The organism is Flavobacterium flavipigmentatum (assembly GCF_020911905.1).
Lineage (GTDB): Bacteria > Bacteroidota > Bacteroidia > Flavobacteriales > Flavobacteriaceae > Flavobacterium > Flavobacterium flavipigmentatum.
This window is the reverse complement of the sequence record NZ_CP087133.1, coordinates 3,972,858-3,994,013: the sequence shown is the minus strand read 5'-3', so window position 1 is coordinate 3,994,013 and position 21,156 is coordinate 3,972,858. Positions and strand designations below refer to the sequence as shown.

At 34.4% G+C, this 21,156-nt stretch carries 8 protein-coding genes; all 8 read right to left on the bottom strand.

What is annotated here, in order from left to right:
- Positions 1-461: 461 nt before the first annotated feature.
- The 8 genes from LNP22_RS16830 to LNP22_RS16795 all read right to left on the bottom strand — a co-directional run bounded on the left by LNP22_RS16830 (position 462) and on the right by LNP22_RS16795 (position 20,824).
- Positions 462-2,051: a hypothetical protein gene (locus LNP22_RS16830; protein WP_229974491.1), complete on the bottom strand. Its 1,590-nt coding sequence runs from the start codon at positions 2,049-2,051 to the stop codon at positions 462-464.
- 215 nt (positions 2,052-2,266) lie between these two features.
- On the bottom strand, positions 2,267-3,133 hold the full coding sequence (locus LNP22_RS16825) for a DUF5977 domain-containing protein (protein ID WP_229974490.1): 867 nt from the start codon (positions 3,131-3,133) through the stop codon (positions 2,267-2,269).
- Between the two features lie 10 nt (positions 3,134-3,143).
- Positions 3,144-3,941: a DUF5977 domain-containing protein gene (locus LNP22_RS16820; RefSeq protein ID WP_229974489.1), complete on the bottom strand. Its 798-nt coding sequence runs from the start codon at positions 3,939-3,941 to the stop codon at positions 3,144-3,146.
- A gap of 104 nt (positions 3,942-4,045) precedes the next feature.
- Positions 4,046-4,318 carry a hypothetical protein gene (locus LNP22_RS16815; protein WP_229974488.1) on the bottom strand — a complete coding sequence of 91 codons (273 nt, stop codon included), beginning with the start codon at positions 4,316-4,318 and terminating at the stop codon, positions 4,046-4,048.
- 32 nt (positions 4,319-4,350) lie between these two features.
- Complete coding sequence (locus LNP22_RS16810; RefSeq protein WP_229974487.1) at positions 4,351-5,913, bottom strand: BspA family leucine-rich repeat surface protein; 1,563 nt, start codon at positions 5,911-5,913, stop codon at positions 4,351-4,353.
- A gap of 2 nt (positions 5,914-5,915) precedes the next feature.
- Positions 5,916-7,562: a DUF2460 domain-containing protein gene (locus tag LNP22_RS16805; protein ID WP_229974486.1), complete on the bottom strand. Its 1,647-nt coding sequence runs from the start codon at positions 7,560-7,562 to the stop codon at positions 5,916-5,918.
- Between the two features lie 91 nt (positions 7,563-7,653).
- On the bottom strand, positions 7,654-13,440 hold the full coding sequence (locus LNP22_RS16800; RefSeq protein ID WP_229974485.1) for a vWA domain-containing protein: 5,787 nt from the start codon (positions 13,438-13,440) through the stop codon (positions 7,654-7,656).
- 13 nt (positions 13,441-13,453) lie between these two features.
- Positions 13,454-20,824: a hypothetical protein gene (locus LNP22_RS16795; protein ID WP_229974484.1), complete on the bottom strand. Its 7,371-nt coding sequence runs from the start codon at positions 20,822-20,824 to the stop codon at positions 13,454-13,456.
- Positions 20,825-21,156: the final 332 nt, after the last annotated feature.

Sequence of the window (21,156 nt, the reverse complement as noted above, 5' to 3'; positions counted from 1 at the left end):
ATTGTAATGCTTGTAATTAAGTGTTTTAACAGATTACTTATCGTGGGGTGATTCCCCATCTTATTGAAGAATTAAATATAATTTGCGTTGTTTAGTAAAAAGCGATAAAATACTAGTTCTTTTAAAATCATCACACGGATCTATATTTTATAGTCGTATTTATTAAATTGAGTAATAAAAGGAAAGCCAGCGTTGGAAGTTCTCTTGAACTCCAACGCTGGCTTTTTTAAAAAATCATAAAATAAGAAAAGTATCTTGTATTATTAAGGTTTTTTATTTCATACTTTATGAAATTTAGAGATTTATTTCATGAAAAATGAAATATAATTACTGGATCATATGATAATTTAATTTTAAAATCTTTTGAACTTTAGTGTTTTTTACTATTTACATTTACTATATAAGGAACGATTTTGTGTTTGACTATTTTTTAATTTTTCAAATTTCTTTTAGTTTTCAATTTAGCGTTTTATATATTTTATGTTTCCAATATTAAAATGTTTAATTCCTACTTTAAAAGTAATACTCCCTGTATTACTTAAATCTGTAAAAGTTGCTAATGTTATACCTAATTTTTTTACATACATTTGCGAACCTATTCTCTCAAAGTAAAATTCATCGAGATTAGGAAATATCGTAGTTGCAGAACTAGTAGTTATATTATTATTTGCGAAGTCACTATATGGGCTTTTTGAAATTGAAAAAGCACCTATTCTTGATGGACCGAACCACCAAGAAAATCGGTATCTCGATATTCCATTTTCGACAATATCAACATAATCTTCACCATTAGTATAAGTTGCGGTACTAATTGGACTTGGTTTTGCCGCAAATCTTAATTGAAAATCTTGACCTAATGGAACGTTAAAAAAAGTAACAATTCCTAACGCTTGATTAGACGAAATTTTAATTTCACCTGATTCTGAAATATTTGCAACTCCAGAAATTATATTGAAATCATTTGTTTGCGGAACTAATAATTCACCCAGAGTTATAAGAAGTACATTATTGTATGTTGCTGATAATCCGTTGTTCAATGTTACAGAGGAGCTTCCTTGCACTGATCCAGTAGTTATGTTGGCTACTACTTCATTGTCATTTTTAAATTCAATATAATTTACAAGGGCGCCACTACCAAAAGAAATAGTCATTGTTGGTGTAAAGAAGGCTCCCTTTAAAATAATATTATCAGTTGTATTGGGCTGAATATTTTCAGGAGTCAATTGATCTAAAAAAGGCGCTGGAAAGGTAGCGATAGTATAAAGCTTCAAATTACCATTTACGTCAGGTGCAAGTACCTTGTTGGTAGTTGATGGTCCGTCATTACGTGTTGATGGATAGTTTGAGAGCCTGATATCCTTATTGAGGAAATCTGTAATTTCGGTAACATTTGCTGCTAGAATGGCAGGTTGGCCAACACCAAAGCTTCGGCCTCTTAAATTCAACTGAAAAACTCTTCCAGTATCTGAAGTAGTATATTTTACGATTTCATTTGACCCAACAACCAAAACAGGATTTAGCGTATTGATATAGGTTACAAATCCCGCTACGTTTTGAGTAGTCAAAGCTGTCGATAGTATTGTTTTTGTAGTTGTAGTTACGTTTATCGATCCTGAAAGTTTGGCAATTTCGGTAGCATTTATCAATCGCTCGCCTGCAACTTTATCTACTTTATTAGTTTGCAATGTTTTCCCCATTTCGGCTGTTAATGCCTTTGTAGTTCCTCCGGTCGTGAGATCATTTACCAACATAGTAGTAAGTGAGGTCTGTACCGTTTCAATTGCATCAACTAGTTTTTGAATAGTATTTAAATTGACATTATCAGAAGCAAGTAATGTGTTGATATTATTAATCAAATCTTTCAAAATTTTGCCTTGTCTGGCATCCAGTGTTTTACCTTCTTGAGTGTAATCTAATGCATTGTAACTATCGACCTGAATGTCGCTGATGTTGCTAAATTCTAACTCTCCATCATTGTTAGTGGTTAGGATTTTGTTCGGCTGATTTTTTTCTAAATCTGATACCTTTATTCTATTGTGATTGATGCTCATTTTATATTTTTTTAATTAAATAATTGTTTTTTTAGTTTAAAAACTAATCTTAAAACCCAAATGCTGCATTAGATTAAAACTATTGAGAAAAAGAGATTCAATTATAATAGCCTAACTATTTTTTGTTTCTGTTCTAAAAATTTCTAATGCAGAGTTTGGGTTTAATCTTGAAGATTTTAAGCGGATGAATTATTTTACTTTAGTAAAATCAGATTTTAATACGCTTCTTTATAATTATGAGTTAAAATTCCATTTGCAAAATAGGTGTGAAACGGATTTAATGTCAAAGGATAAATTTTTCTTTTTTCTAAATTAATTGAAACAGATGTAACGGGTATAATTTCACTTTCAATAGTGTATAAATTATCTCCTACCAGAATATCTCCCAGAGCAATAAATCTCCAAAGACCATCACGCTGAATTAATTGCAGGTGAGTTGGCGTAGCTTCGAATAAACCATTGTTAATTACCATTGTTTTATCTGCAACTTTCTGTGTCAATTTAGTGATTGGTGATGTAATTCTGCTTTCTGATAAATGTTTAGAAGACCATTTATATAATTCGCTGGCATTATTGGTATCAATCAATGTTTCAATTTCTGCAGAAAGCAAGAGTTGATCTAGCTGTAATTCTTCTATTGCTTTTGCGGAGCCATCCGGCAACGTGATTAAGGTACCTTCAACAAAGCAACCACCACCACCGCCTCCACCAGAAGGAGGTGTATAAGTAAGTTCGCATGTTCCTGCATTATTTGCGTAAGTTTGCACATTTGCAGCCAGCCAGGCATCAGCTTGTGCATTTGCATCTGATAAACTGGTAGTAGAAAAAAACTGATTTGGATAGGAGGTAAGTATAACGGTACTTCCGCTATATCCGCTACCGCAGTTATTTTTTTTTGCACTTAATTTTTTTTCTACGCTGTAGTATCTTGTACTTGGGGCACAAGTAACATTATCTAAAACTGGTGCAATATAATCAGGATCTGTAACTACATTAGGTTTTGTTGGTTGTCCGGCAGAACTACCGTCATCGACATAGTATAACTCCAGATTAGCGAATGATTTATATCCTGTATTTCCCATGTTTATTTTTTTAATATTTAATTACTACTTGTCCCGTAGCAGAATCTTTGATGTAGGTGATGTACCCAAGATTAGTAACAGACTCAATGTTTTTAGCCAAATTTGTACCTTGAATGGATACTTTTTTAGAAAAATTCTTTAAATCCACTTGAGTTCCACCAACGTTAATGATGTCATATCCTGATTTAACCATTGTACCACCGAGGTACGTTACTATTTCGACATCGATATTTCCGGTACCTAAAGTTCTATACCAAGATCCAGCCATTCTTACCTGTATAGTATTAAGAGTAGGGTAGTCTGTTGTTATTTTACTAAAATTTACCAGACAGCTTTCTACACCATTTGCTTGTGTATTATCACCTCCCCACATGATGTAAGAATCGGTTGCAAGAGCATTTATTGGAATTTCATTATTAAATCCGTGACCCCAGCCCATCCATTTATTATCTAGGGATGTTCCTGAATTTACGATTCCGGTGTAAGTGTCAAAATCTTGTCCGGCTCCTAATGCCCATTTATACCTAATAACCATATAGTTAAAAGGTGATAATGTTACTGTTGGTTCGACCACGCAAGAAGGATTAACTCCTCTCCAGGCAGTAACTCTGCAGGAACCAGAATTATTTGCGTATGCCTGAACATTTGCTGCTAACCATGCATCTGCTTTTGCATTTGCGTCTTCGACACTTATGGTCGATACAAATTGATTTGCATTGGCAGTAAGTGTGACGGAAGTTCCAATGACTCCAGCAGCGCAATCATTTTTTGCCGCAGTCAATGACTTGGCTATATTGTAATATTCCATACTTTATTTGTAATTGATTGTGATTTGCCTTAATTGACATTCTGATTTTTTCAATTAAATAAGCTGACAGCTGTGTTACTTGACAACTATTTTATTTTTTCAGTTTATTGCTTTTCTTGTTTTACAATTTCGCCTGTTTCAATGTTGACACGAATATCACCGTGCTCTTCTTTGATTACTTTTTCCAGTTCATTGAAGTTTTGTTGCTGAACTGCAATCTGGCTTAAAATATCCGCTTTCTGAAATTCGTATTGAATTGATAATTCTCCTAATGATAATCTCGCTTTATCTATGAAGGCATTAAAGTCTTGTAACTTCTTTAATTGTTCTGCGTTGATTGTTTTTACTTCTTGCTTATTGATTGTTAGGTTTTCCATTTTGTTGTGTTTTTGAGTTTTTATTAAGATTATTACGTAGTTATTCCGCCATCTGTAATTATCCAATTGTTTGGTGCTCCGGTAAGGATTGCTCTAGCGGCTTTACTTGCTGATGTATACTTTGCAGAGCCAAAATTTATACTAATTGATGGTTTTAAAGGTCTCGAACTCCAACCATTATAAATAGCATTTAGATTGGCAGAAGATAAAGTTGTAGTTGTTTTACCCTCCATAAAATTTGAAAAATAAGTAACATTAGATACATTCCAGGAACCGATGTCCTGATTGAAATTACTGCTAGAACTAAATACTTGAGCCATATTTGTAATCTTGCTCGTATCCCAATTTCCAATAGGTTGATTGAATGCACGCGAATTATAGAACATTTGGTAGATACTAATTACCGATCCTGTATTCCAGCTTCCAATAGGCTGATTAAATACAAATGCCTGATAGAACATATAACTCATATCCGTAACTTTGCTAGTATCCCAGTTTCCAATAAATTGATTAAATACATATGCTGAATAAAACATAATACTCATATTGGTTACTTTACTGGTATTCCAATTTCCAATAGGTTGATTAAACAGATATGCCGATGAAAACATAGCTCTCATATTTACAACATTACTAGTGTCCCAATTTTCAAGAGGTTGATTAAATACATTTGTATTATTAAACATACTACTCATGTCAGTAACCTTACTAGTATTCCAATTTCCAATGGGTTGATTAAAGGAGAATGCCTGACTAAACATGCCAGCCATATTAGTAACGTTACTAGTATCCCATGATGTAATATCCTGGTTAAATTTTGTAAAATTCACATATGCAGAACCAAACATGGCATTCATATTCGTAACTTTACTAGTATCCCAATTTCCAATAGGTTGATTAAATTCTCTATTTGTAGCAAATAATTGACTCATATCAGTAACGGAGCTTGTATTCCAATTTCCAATAGGTTGATTAAAAACAAATGCAAGAGAAAATAGGTTTCTCATAGTGGTTACGTTACTTGTATCCCAATTTGAAATATTTTGATTAAATGCTCTGGCATTATAAAAAGTAAAACTCAAATCATTAATTGATTTAATGTTCCATTCGTTTGCTCTATTTATAGTAGAAAGTATTGTACATGTACTAAAAGCATAAGATAAAGATGTCGTTTCAGTTAAGTCTAATAAATCTGTTACGGCAGACAGATCTAGATTTGCACAGCCATAAAAATAGCCTCCTTCATTTGTACCTAATTTTAGTATTCCCCATTCAGAAACGTTTAATATTTTTAGTTTATCACCAATGTTATTGAATTTCCACCCTTTACAAGTTCCAGAGATATTAATAGTGTAAGTACCAGAAGCAGCATATGTATGTAGAACTTCAACTTGATCATATGAAGTTATGTAATTTGTCAAGCCATCACCCCAATCAACATTAAAAGCATAAGTACCAGTGCTAATCAAAGGCAATTTTACTTGTGAAGCAGTGCTAGATCCAGTTGAGATATTATCGGTCTTCCACGTAGAAATAAATGGTAGAGAAGGAGTAGTGTTGCTTAGTCCATATTCATAAAATAATAATGTATTCATAATTATATGTTTGAAATTCTTAAATAATCTGTAGTACCAATACTCGAAATTGTTGCTGTGCTTCCAACTGCTCCGTTTAATATAGCGGTTGCATTCACTTGTATTAAAGTTCTACCGGATGCTTGTACAAAAGTTATTGCACCCGAACCATGTTTTAAATAAGAAGCACAAAAATCAGTTCCACCATTTACTGTTATGTTTATTGCATTTACTCCATTATTAATGATTACGTTTTTGCTAATTTGTTTTTTACTATTTGCATCAAGCGTATCAGTTGTAATACTTACAGCTGTAGTAATAGTAATTTGTAAAGGTTCTACTGATGAACTAAATGATACACCAATCTTCTTCTCAACACCGTCACTTCCCATTACATACATGTCAGTCGTACCGTCTGTTTTGGCGTATAATTTTGCGTGTCCTGCAGTTGCAGCTGGAGAATCAGAACTAGCTAAAGTTAAAAAACCGTCAGTAATATCGGCTTTGGCTGTAAATGTTGTAAAAGAGGTGGCAGTTACATTTCCTTCATGGGTAATAAATGCATTTTCTTGTTCTAATTTTCGAATACTGATTGCTTTTCTGTTATTATTGGCAGTAGTAGTGTCAAAAGTAGAAGTTGTGGCGTTAGAGCTGGAGTTTTGTACAAGCTTCAAACAATTGGCACTATTGTTTTTAGTAATCGTTAAAACATCTTGTGCGGAGGTATCATGAGTTAAACTTAAAGCTCCGTCTTTCGATTCGTTTCCTGTGGTGTGAATGACATCGGTATCTAAGGAGTAAGTATTTCCGTCAAGCGAACCATCTCCCTTAACAAATTGTGTAGCTGTTGCTCCTGAAGTTACATATTTAGGTGCTATTATCACACCATCATCTTCAATTTTAACTTTGACAACATTGTCTTTTGCTACTTGTAAAATATCTCCTGTTGCTGTGGCAGCCGAATTTAAATAAACTCCGCTTCCTGCTCCGGTATTTAATACTTTGACACCAGTTCCTGTGGATGAATTTTGCAGTAAAATTCCGCTTCCTGTTCCGGTAACAGTAATATCAAGAGCAGTTGCATCAACGCCAGCACCACTATTGGTTAAAACAAGACCACTTGTTGAGGTAGGTGTGGTGTTGTTAAAAGTCAAAAGTCCATTTTTAGTTTCATTTCCCGCCGTATGCAAAAAACTAGTAAAATCAATTGGTTCTGAGGTATCGCCGCCCGGAATTGGTCCTAAATTTTTAAACCAATAATCTACTTCGATGTTGCGATCACCCACAGTTCCTGAAAAAGTGATTACTGCTGTATTGTAGTCAACGGTATAATCTTCTCCTTCTTGTAAGAGCTGCCCGTTTTTATATACTTTAATGCTATGCTGAATAGGTAATTTTTCTAATGATAAGGTAGTACCACTAAAATTATCAAAAGGTTCCTTAAAAGGCATATAACAGTTACCTGTAATAATCCCAATATTTTGTAAACCGGTATACAAAAGCGCGGGAGTTACATAGTGGTCATTATCGGTACCTCTTTCAACCATTTGAAGGTCGGCTTTGTCTTCGTCCTTATGAACAAAACTATCAAAAATTTCTACAAAGTCACTTTGTGATGGAATGTCTCCGTTTTGGAATTTACTACCAATGTTAATTCTACTTGTTGCCATGTTATTTTAATTTTATTTTCTTGCTGTAAATATTTGTTTGATTGCCATTTTTTGAATCCCAATAAAATTATTTACTGGGATTCAATAAGGTTTAAAGGGTTAAGATTTTTTCTTCACTGCTGAACATTCCCGAAGAGTTTTCGGAGAGAACTTTAAAATGATGGTAAATTCTTTGCTCATCGTTAGTCTTGATTACCAGCTCATCCGTGTAGGATGCAACATTTTCTAAAGGAAGTATTACGTTATTTTCATTTGAAAACATTTCATGAATTTTTTCCCAGTTTCCTTGGTTTTTCATCTTATACAAATGGTATTTACCATTATGTACGGTCTTTTGCCATCTAAAAACTACTGGTTTCAATAAAGATTCATTTATTCCGGTTACAGTTCCTGTGGCTTCTACTATTGGAGATGCAGGTGAAACGTTATCAACAATCACTGTAGCAGTAATTTTTGATGGTTGTGATGGTGCGTAATCAACAGTGATGATCGGATTAATTTCAGTTGAACCAGGATTAGCGTATTCAATTTCTTTAGATACGGTAATTCTATAAAAAAGACCATCTCCAAAAGGAACAAATTCTAGATCATCAAATTCATCATAAACAGTCCATACATCATTAAAATCAGTTGATAAAGTATCTTCGTTAATTACAATTTCTTTCACGGGAGTCATCGTTCTTATCGATTGCGCATCCAGCATAGAAGTAGCACGATAAATATTGATTTTTTTAATCTTGTATTCTGGCTGGTATGTATTTAACTCAATCTGAATGGCTGGCTTGATTCCTAAAACTTTATTTTCCAGAATTGGCATAATTCGCTTGATTTCTGGTGTCTGAGGCGAAGTTGAAGCTACCAATTTTACGGGTCCTAACAACTTGCTAAACTCACTAAAATTCATTTTAATATCCATTTCACGAACACCGTAGAAATAGATGTTTTGTGAGTTTCCATCCAAATTAAAATCGGTAAACTGAGTTCTGTTTTCACTATCATTAGTGATTTTCATCATAGGTGCAATATCAAAATCAGCATCAGTTGACTTTAAAATATGACCGCTTTTATCTTTAATAGTTTGCTTTTTATTGCTTGGGATGTAATCATTCCCCTTAATATATTCGTAAATAACAGGTACTTCTGTAAGAGGTACAAAAGCTGCGTGAATAGCTTGCTCAATAAAGTGAACGGCCAGCAAATCTTGCTGAACTCCTTGAGATCTGGCAATAATAACTTGATTAAGTGCGGTTAATGAAGTAATTTTCACAACATTTTTGCCTTGTGATTCATTGTGCCATTTAATAAAATCATTTATCGCAGCTATTAATTGCAAATTGTCTGGCACAGGAAAGTGATATCCTAATTCAGATTCATTTTCAGGAGGATATGTTTCGTAGTTGACTTTTATTTCCAGTAAATCAAAATCTAAAAAGTTTTTCCATCTATTACTAAAGTATGCTTCATCATTCCCGCCAAGTTTTTTCAGTTTTTCCCGAATTACATTGATGGTATCTCTTTTGTACAAAACACTTAATAAGTCTTCATCATTGGCCCTGTAATGCAATGCTCCATAAGGTTTGTGATTGTATTTGGTTGTAAATGTGTAGGTTGAACGATTATAAAAATCAGGTCGGGTTGCATATAAACTTCCTTCTACTTCGTCAGGTCTTTGTGGCTCTACAATTTTTACGGCATACATAGGACTTGGTACACTAATTTTCGAATCGTAATTAAGTGCATCAGAATGCGTACTAATTCCAAAAATGGAGTAATGTGTACTTTCTCCCTCTCTCGGTTGAATATTCGAAGCTGTAATGCCGCTTCCGGCATCGGCATAGAGGTACACTTTATAACTTGGATAATAATTTACTTTTTGCGATACATAACCCGCCGTAAAACTTCCCTCATCTTTTGCGCCAATAATTTCGTCATGATCCGGATGCATAGTTTGATTGATGAAATCGCCTAATTTGAAATTGGTATCGTTGATATACACAATCAAATCTCCCGTCTGTCCAATGTTTTCTGTTCGAACAACTTTAAACTCCTTTCGGGATTTTACAGGAATTGTATTTCCGTCTTTTACAGCACTTTTTGTAAACAACCTAATTGTACCATTAAACCATTCTACCGAGTTTTCGCCAGCTGCTTTAAATTGCGGATGCTGAGATAAATTATAATTAGAGAAAATTATTCTGTACAATCCGAGATGTTTTTTGGTTGGCAATAGAATTGGATTTTTGTCTGCATCCAATTCGAAGTTTCCTTTTGCATCCATTTTATAGCTTTCTTCCAGAACTCTTTCAATTACCGCATCATTCCAGATTCCTCTTGATTTTTCTACTTGTAAATTGGTAGGATCTTCGGCGTCAGGCTGAATAATTTCTCTATGAACCGCTTTTAAAGCTGGGGGATATTGCACTCTAAAATTAAGTGGTCCGGGCTGATGCCAATTAGTAGGAGTTAACATGTTTTCTACCAAAGTACACAGACCGTTTTCAGACTTTTTGATGGCTTTTATTTGTTCAGAATCCAATGTAGCATCGCCATCTGAAAGAATACTTTCACTAACTTCTTTTTTAAGCACTTCAACCAAAGCATAGTCAAATATATCCGGATCTCCGATATTTTGCTTTGTTTTAAGAATTACATCGATCTCTTTTATAACATAATTTTGATCTCCGATGGTTAAAATACCTCCTATAAATTTCCCTTTATTGGCATCATTCAGCGTTACTTTGATTTCTTCTCCCGTACTCAGTACTTTATATTCTGTAATTTTTATAATCGAGGTAAGATGATCCGTTGTGCTATTTTCGATACTATAAATCGAGGCATATTCTATCTGAGGAAGGCCATCTTTGTAATACAGTTTAAAATTATCAGCAAATATTTCTTCATTGTCGGGATAAATAGTGTTTGGTTTTACAGCATCTTCATTTGTCATTCCATCAGGAATACTGTAGCTCAATAATTCTTGAATAGTATAATATTCGAATAAAATTCTAATCAGTGTTTTGTCTGTTGCTACAGGAATTGCATTATAACGTACTTGCTCAGATTGCGATGTAAACATTAGAGGGTTTTCCTCAGTGATCAAAAGTGTATTAATGCCGGTTGGAGGCATTAAATTATTTGCCGGCTGAATGTTAGAATTAATGTTTATCGATCGACCAGCTGATGCTCTCGAAAAAATATTAATACCATACCCTTGATAGATATATGTTTTTTGGCCTACTTCTTCCTGACGAACATTTAAAATAGATTTTCCCGACTCAGGAATAATAATGGGAGCAGGCTCATAATAAGATTCAATGAGGTTTTTATTGATGTTTTTATATTCTGAATCAAACGCCAGTTCTGGTTTAACCCAAGTTGAATGGACATCTTTAATTTTGTAATCAACACCCAAATAAATAGGAAACGTAAAAGAGCTGCCATCAAACTCTAACGAAGATTTAAAAAATTCAGTATTGATATCATAATCCATGACATCATCCATAAATAAGCTTACGTATCTTTTTTTTCCATCAAAACTGTATCCGTCTGGATCTGTAATTTTTGCAGGCTGGCTTTCGTCTGAACCAATATTTAAACCTGGAACAATCTTGCTCAATTGTACAGGAAGAGGCAATCGCTCTGTGTTTACAGAAGTTGGAATACTCATAGAAAGATGTAAAACTTCTTTCTCAGATGTTCCTCCTTCTAAGTTGCCAAATGTGGTGTATTCTGTAAGGTAAATAAATTCTCCTGAATAAACGGCATCATCGATATCAATGCATCCCAAGCCCAACATACGTGCAATATGATAATCATTTGCAGCAATGTTTAGCATGTCCAGATTAGATATTTCGGTTAGATTTTTAGCATATTGCTGCGTTTCTCCTTCCAAAGGTTCGTTTACCGGAATATCTTCTCCAAAAGTGATGGTTTCTACCCCAGTAGGATTATCGGGCACATTACTTAACTCCAGATATCTTGCAACTACTTGCTTGATATTTCGGCTGTCACCAGTGGTCGTTTTGTTCCATCTGTTTTTGTAATTGGTAATATTTACGTATTCACCATCATTGTATTTTAGCCATTTTCCGTTAACGGAATTTAGTTTGGGCTCTAATTGTTCAAATACTTTTGAATCTTTATCGCTCAAAGCATATTTTCCTTTTAAGTCCCAATTTCCATTAGTATTTGCGTGCTGAATAAAATCGGAATAAAATTCAAAATGAATTGTATTTAAAAGACAATTATTTGCCTTAAATCGAATGCTTCTTCCGTTTTCAGCCACTACGCGAACTAAATTTACCTCAGTTGAAGAATAAGTTTTACGATTGGTTACCCTTTTGGATGCCAAAATTGTGTTTTCGGCTACAGACAAAGTTTCTAATCGAAGAGCGCTGGAATTATTTACTGAATTAAAATTTAATTCTGCTGCAAAAAACAATTCATTTTTATTCTCAATTTCGATAAGATTATTTCCGTAAGCCTCAATAAAAGAAGATGGATTTGCTCTTGGATTAATAGTTGCTTTTACAGACAAATACTTTGCTTTGTTTTTAAAATAAACATAAACAGATCTTTCAGGATTTGTTGTTTTATAAATCCATAACGCATTACTATTATCTACTAAGTTGGGGGTCTGATTAAAATTTAAACTATAAGTAACCTTAGTATAGGGAGCTCTGTATACTTTTACAAAGTCATCAGGTTTATTAAAATTAGATCTTGTACCAGTAAATAAATCGCCCTTCGGAAGGTGTTTTTCTCCTAATTGTCCTGCCAGCATCCAACGAAGATGAATACCTTTTGTACTATCAACTCCTTTTGAACCAACAGCTGCAATTTGTAAATGGGCAGATTGCAATGCCGTTGTGCCAGAAGAATTGCCAACAATGTATAACTCTTTTGTTACATTAAAATTAATGCTTATTCCGAGTGGATTACCAACCTTGTTTAGAACAACGGGAGCCGAAAAATTTCCGGTAAGTAGGGGTGTACCATCTATTCTGATTGCAACTTCCTGAGTAGATGATCCTGGAATGGTAATGGTGCTTTCAATTTTAAAAACTAATCCGTCTAAACTGCTGGCATTATGAATTCTTGTTCCTGCAGGCAGCGAGAGCGCAACACGACTTTTGTTTTTAAGAACCAAAGTTCCGGCTTCTTTGTGCACAGGCAGACCTTTTCTTAAAACAGGATATACTAATTTGTTCTGAATAATGCTAACATTAGCAACGCAACCTACCTGAGCGCGAGATAAATCTGTATTAAGTTGGTTTAGTTCGTTACCTAAAGTACTAAAGTCAGCAACTCTTATGTAATCTGAATTTAGAATAGAAATACCGCTGTTTTTTAAGATTGGCGGTTTTTCTAAAAAAGTAGTAAGCGGAGTTACCAATTCGCTAATATTATTTGCATTGCTTGTCACACCATACACAAAAATCTGTGATCTTAGATTTAGATCACGATACAAACTTTTTAGTACATCAGAATTATTGACCTGCATACCATCTGTAACAACTACAATAATATCTGGAGTGACAGATAATTCGCTGGCTGCTTTCAGGCCGGATGCCCAATAATCAGATTGCTTATTGACCCTTCCTGAACCAAATGAATTGGTCCAGGTTAAAAATTCAGATGTATTACTCGAGATTCTTTTTTGAATAATATTGTCAGTTCGCAAAGTACTATCATTATCAGACATTCCGATCAATGAAAGCGTTATGTTACCTTGAGCTTGCGAATTGATAAATGAAGTAAGCCCGCTTCTTATTTGCTGTGCTTCGGTTGCATTAATAGAACCCGATTCATCAACAACGATCGCTATATACGTTTCGCAACCAGAGAGTTGACTTTCTTGTAAATTTATAGAACTCATTTTTTTCTTGTTTTTAAAGATTTATATTTTCTAATACTTTGGTTAATATTTGTTTATCAACCGAAACGGTCAACGGAGTACTAGCGTTATTATTCCACATTCTATAGTCAAACTGAATGTCAAAATCGGTCTCTGTAATTTTTTTATCATTATTCATTATTAATGCCTGAGAATAATCTTTGGAATGCAATACTTGATAATCTGCTTTTTTGTTACCAGCACTATCTAGTAACATAATAGAATCCTTGATTTCTTGTAATGGAATTTTAGGAATATTAAACGGTTCCGGATTACGAATTAAAAGCGCTATAATGTCACCTGTAGCAGTATCGATAATACGATTGACTTCGGTGGTGCGCGCAGGATCAAGTGGAGATAATTTTAAAATCCCTTCTATTGCACGATCAAATGAATGTTGGTATTGTAATGCAATTGCATCATTTGATACATTAGAATTTCCGGCAATGATATCATGCAAAGCTCTAATTTGGTCTTGGGCTAAATTCAATTTGATATCAAATAATGCTTTTCGCGAATTTATTGTGGTTCCGGATTCATCTTTCTCTGTAATGAAATAACTGTTTATTTGCTCTTCGAAATTTTTGTAGCGTGACGTTTGGAAACCAAATTGATGTACTAATGTATTTTTGCTTTTTTCTCCAAGTAAATTTTGATTGTCATCAAAATAATTATTTACTAAAACGGTATATAATTTCGAAGGTTTTAAATCGGTAAGCGTTACTTTAAAACTATATGATTTTGGCTGTAAAGCTCCTCCAATTTCAATTTGGCATTTCATTGCAGGATTTCCAGCGATCAGGTTTCTCAATAATTGAATGCCTATTGGAACTCTCGGATCATTATCATCTTCCCATTTCGCATTTCCTTGTTCCGCTTTAGGGTAGGTGGTTTTTTTAACGGGAAGCGGGTAAGGAATCAAAGTATCATTTAAAGGATCATTAATGATGAGATTCATGGCACCTTTTATTTCTGGTCTGGCGTTGCCATAACTACTCCAGTCCTTAAACATGTGATAAACATAAGGGCTTGTAAAAAATAATTCTACTTTGCATTGCTCATTTCCGTAAAACGAAGGTTTAGATTGTAATAAACTTCCATCTGCGTTAGGATAAGAGCGGTTATAATCTAGATATTGCCTTAAGGATGTCAATGGCGATTTTGATAAATCAATAAGTTCATTGCTTGGTGCAGGTTGTTGATCTTCAGGAGTAACCGGATCTGCAACAGGGTAGTGCCCGACTGGTCCTAATGTTTTAAATCCGTAATAGTATTTAAATTCTGTTGTTTTTTTGTCATCTACGGTATCAGTCAAAACAAAATCTAAACAATACGTTGTATTAGGTCTCCAAATTGGTTGAACCGTGTTTTGAATGGCGGCCTCCATAGCCTTATTGTCTGCTACGACAGCTTCTGAACCAGGTATGGTTGTATTGTGAAAGTAACTCTCTTTACTCAGCCACTCGACTCTTTGAAGGTAAGTAGTATAATCTAATTCTTCATCGTTGTTAGAATTTCCTCCATCCGAACAAATAACATTATTGACGATTATTAGTTTTGAATTTTTAGTATTTCTCGCATAATCATTAGTTGTAACTATTGCAAGTTCAGTCAAAACAGTATTTTCAGTTGTTAGTGTCGATGTAGAAGTTGTTACCGCTACAGTTTCCGCCGGATGCAGAGAGCAATTATCAAATTGATCATTAAATAAAGAAAAGTAAACTCCTTTCTCACTTTGTTTAGAAGAAAGCATTAAAATTTCATTCGCAGATGGCTCATTTTGAATAGCGATGATCGATGCATTATCGACCGTACTTCCTCTCTCAATTAATTTTGTAAGGACTAATGCTGTGTTAAAAACAAAGAGATACTTTGCATTATAAGCAACAACAGAATTATCATTTAAAGGATTATTTGATAAATAAAGCGCCGAATCAAAGATGGTATCATGTTGTACTATTTCAGTATTCGTACCATTAATTTGAGCTAAACCAAATTTTCCGTTTGATAATGCAACAGTAAGCAAGATTTTTCCGTTTGCAATTATTGCATCTGTAATTTCGGCAACAGCTTCATCAGAAACGATTTGTGTCTCATTCACAGCAATTGCTTTGGTAGTGGTATTAACACTAAAGCGAATGATTTTTTTATCTTTTGTAAGTATACTAAACGATGTGGCACTGTGCTGAAGTACTTTAATTGCTATTCCATTGACTTTTACACGACGAATAAGAGTACGATCGATTGCAGTAATCCAACTAATTTCAGTCTCATTTGCCATGTTGTTGATCCAAAGTAACTCATTGTCCGGCAGAGGTAATAAAGTATTAAAACCAATTGAATAGGTATTTAAATAGTGTTTACCTGATTTTAAATTTAGTTCATCATCGAGTTCTATAATTGCGGTACTGCCAATAGGAGTGGGGCAGCCTACAATAAAATCATCATCAATGATAGCTTCGCCAATTCCTTTACATTGTTTAGCATCTAAAGCCTGAGTAATCAATAAGGTATTGTTTAGTACTTGCATCGAAGTAACTTTGCCATTTAATAAACGCTCTCTCAAAATAGCTCCATTGGCATCAAGCTGCACAAGAGCAGTAGTATTGGCTTGTGGATGGAAGGAAATAAGGTAAGTGTCGTTGTATTTAATTACTTTGTCAAATGCATAAGAGTTTCTTCTTGTAGGTCCATAATAGTGAGTAAAAGTAAGCAGATCAGGTGTTCCTGTAGGATTGCTGTTTTGGTTTCCTGCATTGGCCTTCAAAAGGGCTAATTCTGTCAGTAATGCATTGTATTTTGATAAATCATTCGGAAAAGAAATAGAAACTTCATCGCTTTCATCTGTGTAAGTATCATTAAATAATGTTGCGATTTCATTTCGGATTGCTTTAATACGCTCGGCATTTGCGGCTAAAGGTGTGATAACAATTTTATCAATTTTTGTTTTTGAAATTGCTTCATTTTCTGAATCATATAAAGTTATAGCACCTAACAGTTCTGCCTTAGAGTATGTTACTGTTTCTGAAGGTGTCGAATTAGCTGTTTTTTTTATTTTAATAGGATCGTAAGAAACTAATTTTGCTCCTTCTTTAATAACAGCGGTATAGGCTTTTATTGCGACTTCTTTTGCCTGGGTTGTGAGGTTTAAAGTAGGCTCAATAGCAGATTCAGGAAAAATAATTTCTAATTCATTATAATTTTTAAAAGATAAAGATCGATTGTATCCCAACGGATTACTTTCTCCTGTAATACTCATAAAATCGCCGCCCTCTGTTGTATTCTTTTCTATAATTTCAGGAGCATCTCCGATGAGTTTAAAGAATAATCCATTTATTTTATCTGCTTCATATTGAGTGGGTACATAGTAACGCTGTCCAATTTTTTTATTAAGAAAATCAGTGTGCTCTTTTTCAATTGCATCAGACACACAGAATAATTTTGATGTCGTAATTCCGTATTGTTCCGGTACGTGCCATCCAGGCTCGCCTGCACTTAAAAATGAAAATGGATTGGTGGCTAAAACACGAATACTATCATATTGATCAATTGCTTTTTGCCATTGTGCCCATGGTAAATTTTTAACAAGATCTCTCGAGTCAGATGCTACGACAGCCTCAAACGGATGGTAAGTTTCCCAAGCACTTGTTGTGCTATTCCATGATTTTATATTAATTGACTGAATAGAATATTGATGTTTTACCTGACGTAATTTTCTACCTGCTTGTGTACTAACAGGTGGCATCATATCAGTATAATTTTTGGCATCACCAGTATAACCTCCAATTTTTTGTGATAATGAAGTATTAGGCAATAATCCTTTAGCCATTTTAATATCGATAAAGGTGTCCAGAGGAATTACTTTTGTAATGGCTGTAACGTTAGGAACAGTTTTAAAATAATCAAGTGCGAAGGCTTGATTTGTAAGCATGTGAACTCCCTTAACAGATTCTGTTGTTCTGTTATCTTGGCCGTCTCCATCGGTTCCCATTGGTAGTGGGCTGTAAGGTGTACGATCAACAACTCTGTTAATATCCCATTGTAGTTCTACAACGAAATTTTTTCGAACTCTGACAAAAGCAATTTTTATACGAACACTTAACTCTAATTTTGCATAAATTAAAAACGGTTTAAACGATTCAACCGAGAATATTGTATCAAGGACTATTTCTACGTTTATTATCCAAAGTTTAATTTGAATTCCTCCACCGGCACTTATATAACCTCCCATTTGAGGACGTTTGAATGAAATTTTTCCGCCCAATTCAAGATAAGCCCATAATTTTACTTTTGCAGGACCAAAACTTTTTTCCAGTTTAAAATCTAATCTTGCACCGGCTTCAATTCCCTGAGCAGAAAGCATAATAAAGGCTTTTGCTGTAAAAAGCGTTAAAATTCTGGCGGTAATAGGATCTTTTTTAGAGCCCAGATTTACATACCAAGGCTTTTGATTTTTAAAGAAAAACCCTGACTCTAATAAAGCATGAAGCTGAAAGATTTGTCCACTATCTTTAGGAATACTAAAATCGGCTCCGGCAGCCAGTTCTAACGAATCGTCACCAAAAGCAACCATGGCAAAGAAAGGAGGATTACTAGGATCATCTTCAATAAGGCCTAATCTGCCTGCAATCACGTTTAATCCTGCTTCGATGTAAAATAGAGTAGGTAACGACAACAACAACATCGCTCTTAACGATAAAACATGGCCACCATCTGCTGTGGTACCAAATGTCGCTCCGGCACCAATAGAGAATGGTGATTTGTATTGTAAAGAATCTGGTGGTCCGCTGAATTTTCTAATATTAATTCCAGGCTTGGGATGTTTATAAAATTCATACCACGAATTGTCTGTGGTTAAGCCCACAGATTGTTTGGTCGCTACATATTTAAATCCCAATAAACCTCTAAAGGCAGAGATCGAAATAAATCCTAACGGAATAGGCGTAGGCAATTCGATATGAGCATCAATTAAAAATGCCGGATATTTAGGCATAAAACGCATGCCGACACCACCTGATATCTTGGCTTTTGGTAATTTTAAAGAAACTTCACCCGTAAACTCTGGAGATTTTCCTGGCTCAGGAAGAGAAATCATACCATGAATAATAGCCATTGCAGATGCCTCGCTAGCAGTTCCCGGAATAATTAAATCGACTTCGATGGTTTGAATTCTTAAAAAGTCATCTTTTGGGCCATCATCAGTAGAATAGTAATATTTAACACCTTCTCCACGAGCATCTAACCCTAACGGATTGATGCTAATGGCGCCATCAAATCCCCAAAAGTTATATTTACGTCCGTTTATTTGGGTAGAACCAAAATTAACATTCGAAACAGACATTTTAACTGGTCCAAGTTCTAATGAAAAATTGATTGGAATTGGAATAGAACCTCCCTCGACCTCAATGTTTCCGTTACTGTAAATACGTAATTTTTCGACATTGATTCCTTGGCCTTTCATGATATTATTCATGACGGGATTCGGAAATGTAATAAAGCAAGAAGTTCCTACATAATAGTCTTTGTCTTCTTTTCCAAGTTCAAAACTGAAGAAGTCAAAATTTACAAGACCTAATAAATTAGCTTTCGGAGCATTATTTTTATTAAATGAGGCAGTAAGATTAAAGTCTCCGTCGTCGTATAGATGTCCTTCAATAAGCGCACTAAAAGGAGTATTATCTGGTTTTTTTAATTTCTCTATGATCAGTTGGCCTTTTATATTAGAGCCAATAACCTTATTTTGTTTAAAAGAAATATCAAATTTAGTAAAACCTACTTTAAAACCAGTGCTCTCGGAACCAATGGTTTTCCATAATGTATTTTCAATAAGTTGTGACAAAAAGTTTTGGTAGTCTTTTGCCGTATTAAAACTATAAGTGGTTGATTTTTTTATAGTTGGAGATACAATTGTAGGTAATGTTTTTAACGATAAAGGATATTTAAAAGCATACGGTAATTTAGCAGCGTTTAACTCTTGTAAAAAAGTAGTTAAATCAGTATAATCAGCAATTTCTTTTTCTTCTACCTCACCACTTTCTTCGTTCTTTTCGAACATTGTGATTGGATAAATTAAATCGAATTTGTCATCAAAATAATGAAATTCACCGCCTGTAATTTGGGGGACTGTTTCCAGATAAATATTTCCGGACAAACCACCAGAACCTACTAACAAGTCTGAAGCACCAATTTTTAAGGTAGCGGCAGTACCTCCTACAGCTTCGTCTTCGCTATGAAACCATTTAGAAGGTAAAGTAACCGAAATGGCACGTGCATAAACGCCCACGAAATCATTTGGCCTACCATCTGCATCTGCTTCCGCAATATTGGTTTTCTTGCTTAAATCGACTTTTAAAGTATCTAATTCAAGAATTAATCCAGTATTACCAATCATGGCATGAGGCGGTGTCAATGTACCAGCCAATTCTATTTGATAGCCAATGCCAGCTTCTGTATCGGCATACAATTGTGCTTTGGCAAATACAAATATCGATTTTGCAGTAAGGCTTTCATAAGCAGAACCATCTATATTAACAGGTCTTAGAATAGTTTGAGGGAACTCAATACCAGCACTTAACTCAAGAGTAGCTTTTGCCTTTGGTGTAATAATTCTTTTAATATGCGCTTCGATACCGTCCGGAGCGATGATAGTATAGAATTCCTGAAGTTTACTTTTAGTGTCGCTTACATCTGATTTTAAAATATAAACCGCAAACAAAAGCAAAGGAATTGATTTTGTTATTTTTGGATTAGTATTGATAAGTGAAATTACACTTGTAATAGATTGTTCAACACCTACTGGAAATTCTAATTCTTGATACGATGGATCATTTGTAATTGCTTGTAAATCATTAATGTCTTTTAAAAGCTGTTCGTATTTTGTAATCCCGTCAGCGGCTTCAACAAAAATGTTAAGCATGTGGGCAATTACTTGTTCTTCGCTAATGCGGAAGACTTGTAATCCTACAGCATAAAAATCTTCTAATGAAAACGAAAAACTGCTGGAGCTAAACGTTTTAATAAAAGCCAGTATTTCCCACTGGTATTCAAGTGTGATAGGAAATGAGGTAATGTCAGAATCACCGTCTTTCAAATCAGGATTTAGTACAAGACCTAAACCAAACGGTAAAGGAAGAGCCAGTTTTTTGCTCGTTACAATATCAAGGCTATAAAAGGCCGAGTCGCCACGATAGCCTTTTGAATATTGTAAATTTTTGTAATGTATTTTATCAAAAATGGCATTCAAACCATTTTGAACAAATGACAAAAACTCAGGTAGTTCATCTACGGTAATTACCTCAGATAATCGAGGATAATATCTTGGCGTAGCTGCTGGAATTGGAATTGCTGGAATTGGGTTAGTTGGCATGTGCTAGTTTTTTTTAACTTTAATTTTGTTTGTATTTTAAAAGATTAATACGAGTTGTAACAACCAATCTGAGCAATCAAGCGACGAATCTATTTATTGCGTTTGTACACTTTTCGGTAATTTATTTAGGCTTACATACCAATTCAAAAAACTGTTGAATTTGATGTGTTTTATAGTGTTTTTTCCTTTTGATAATGTAAAGGTGAGCCTAAAATAGGGGTTTAAAAAACCGTTGCTTAGTGGTTTAACAGAGATGTTCTATTGCTTTACAAGGTTGTAAAGTAAGCGGAATAGGTATTGAGTTGCTCTCTAGGAATTAGCCAATAATTAAG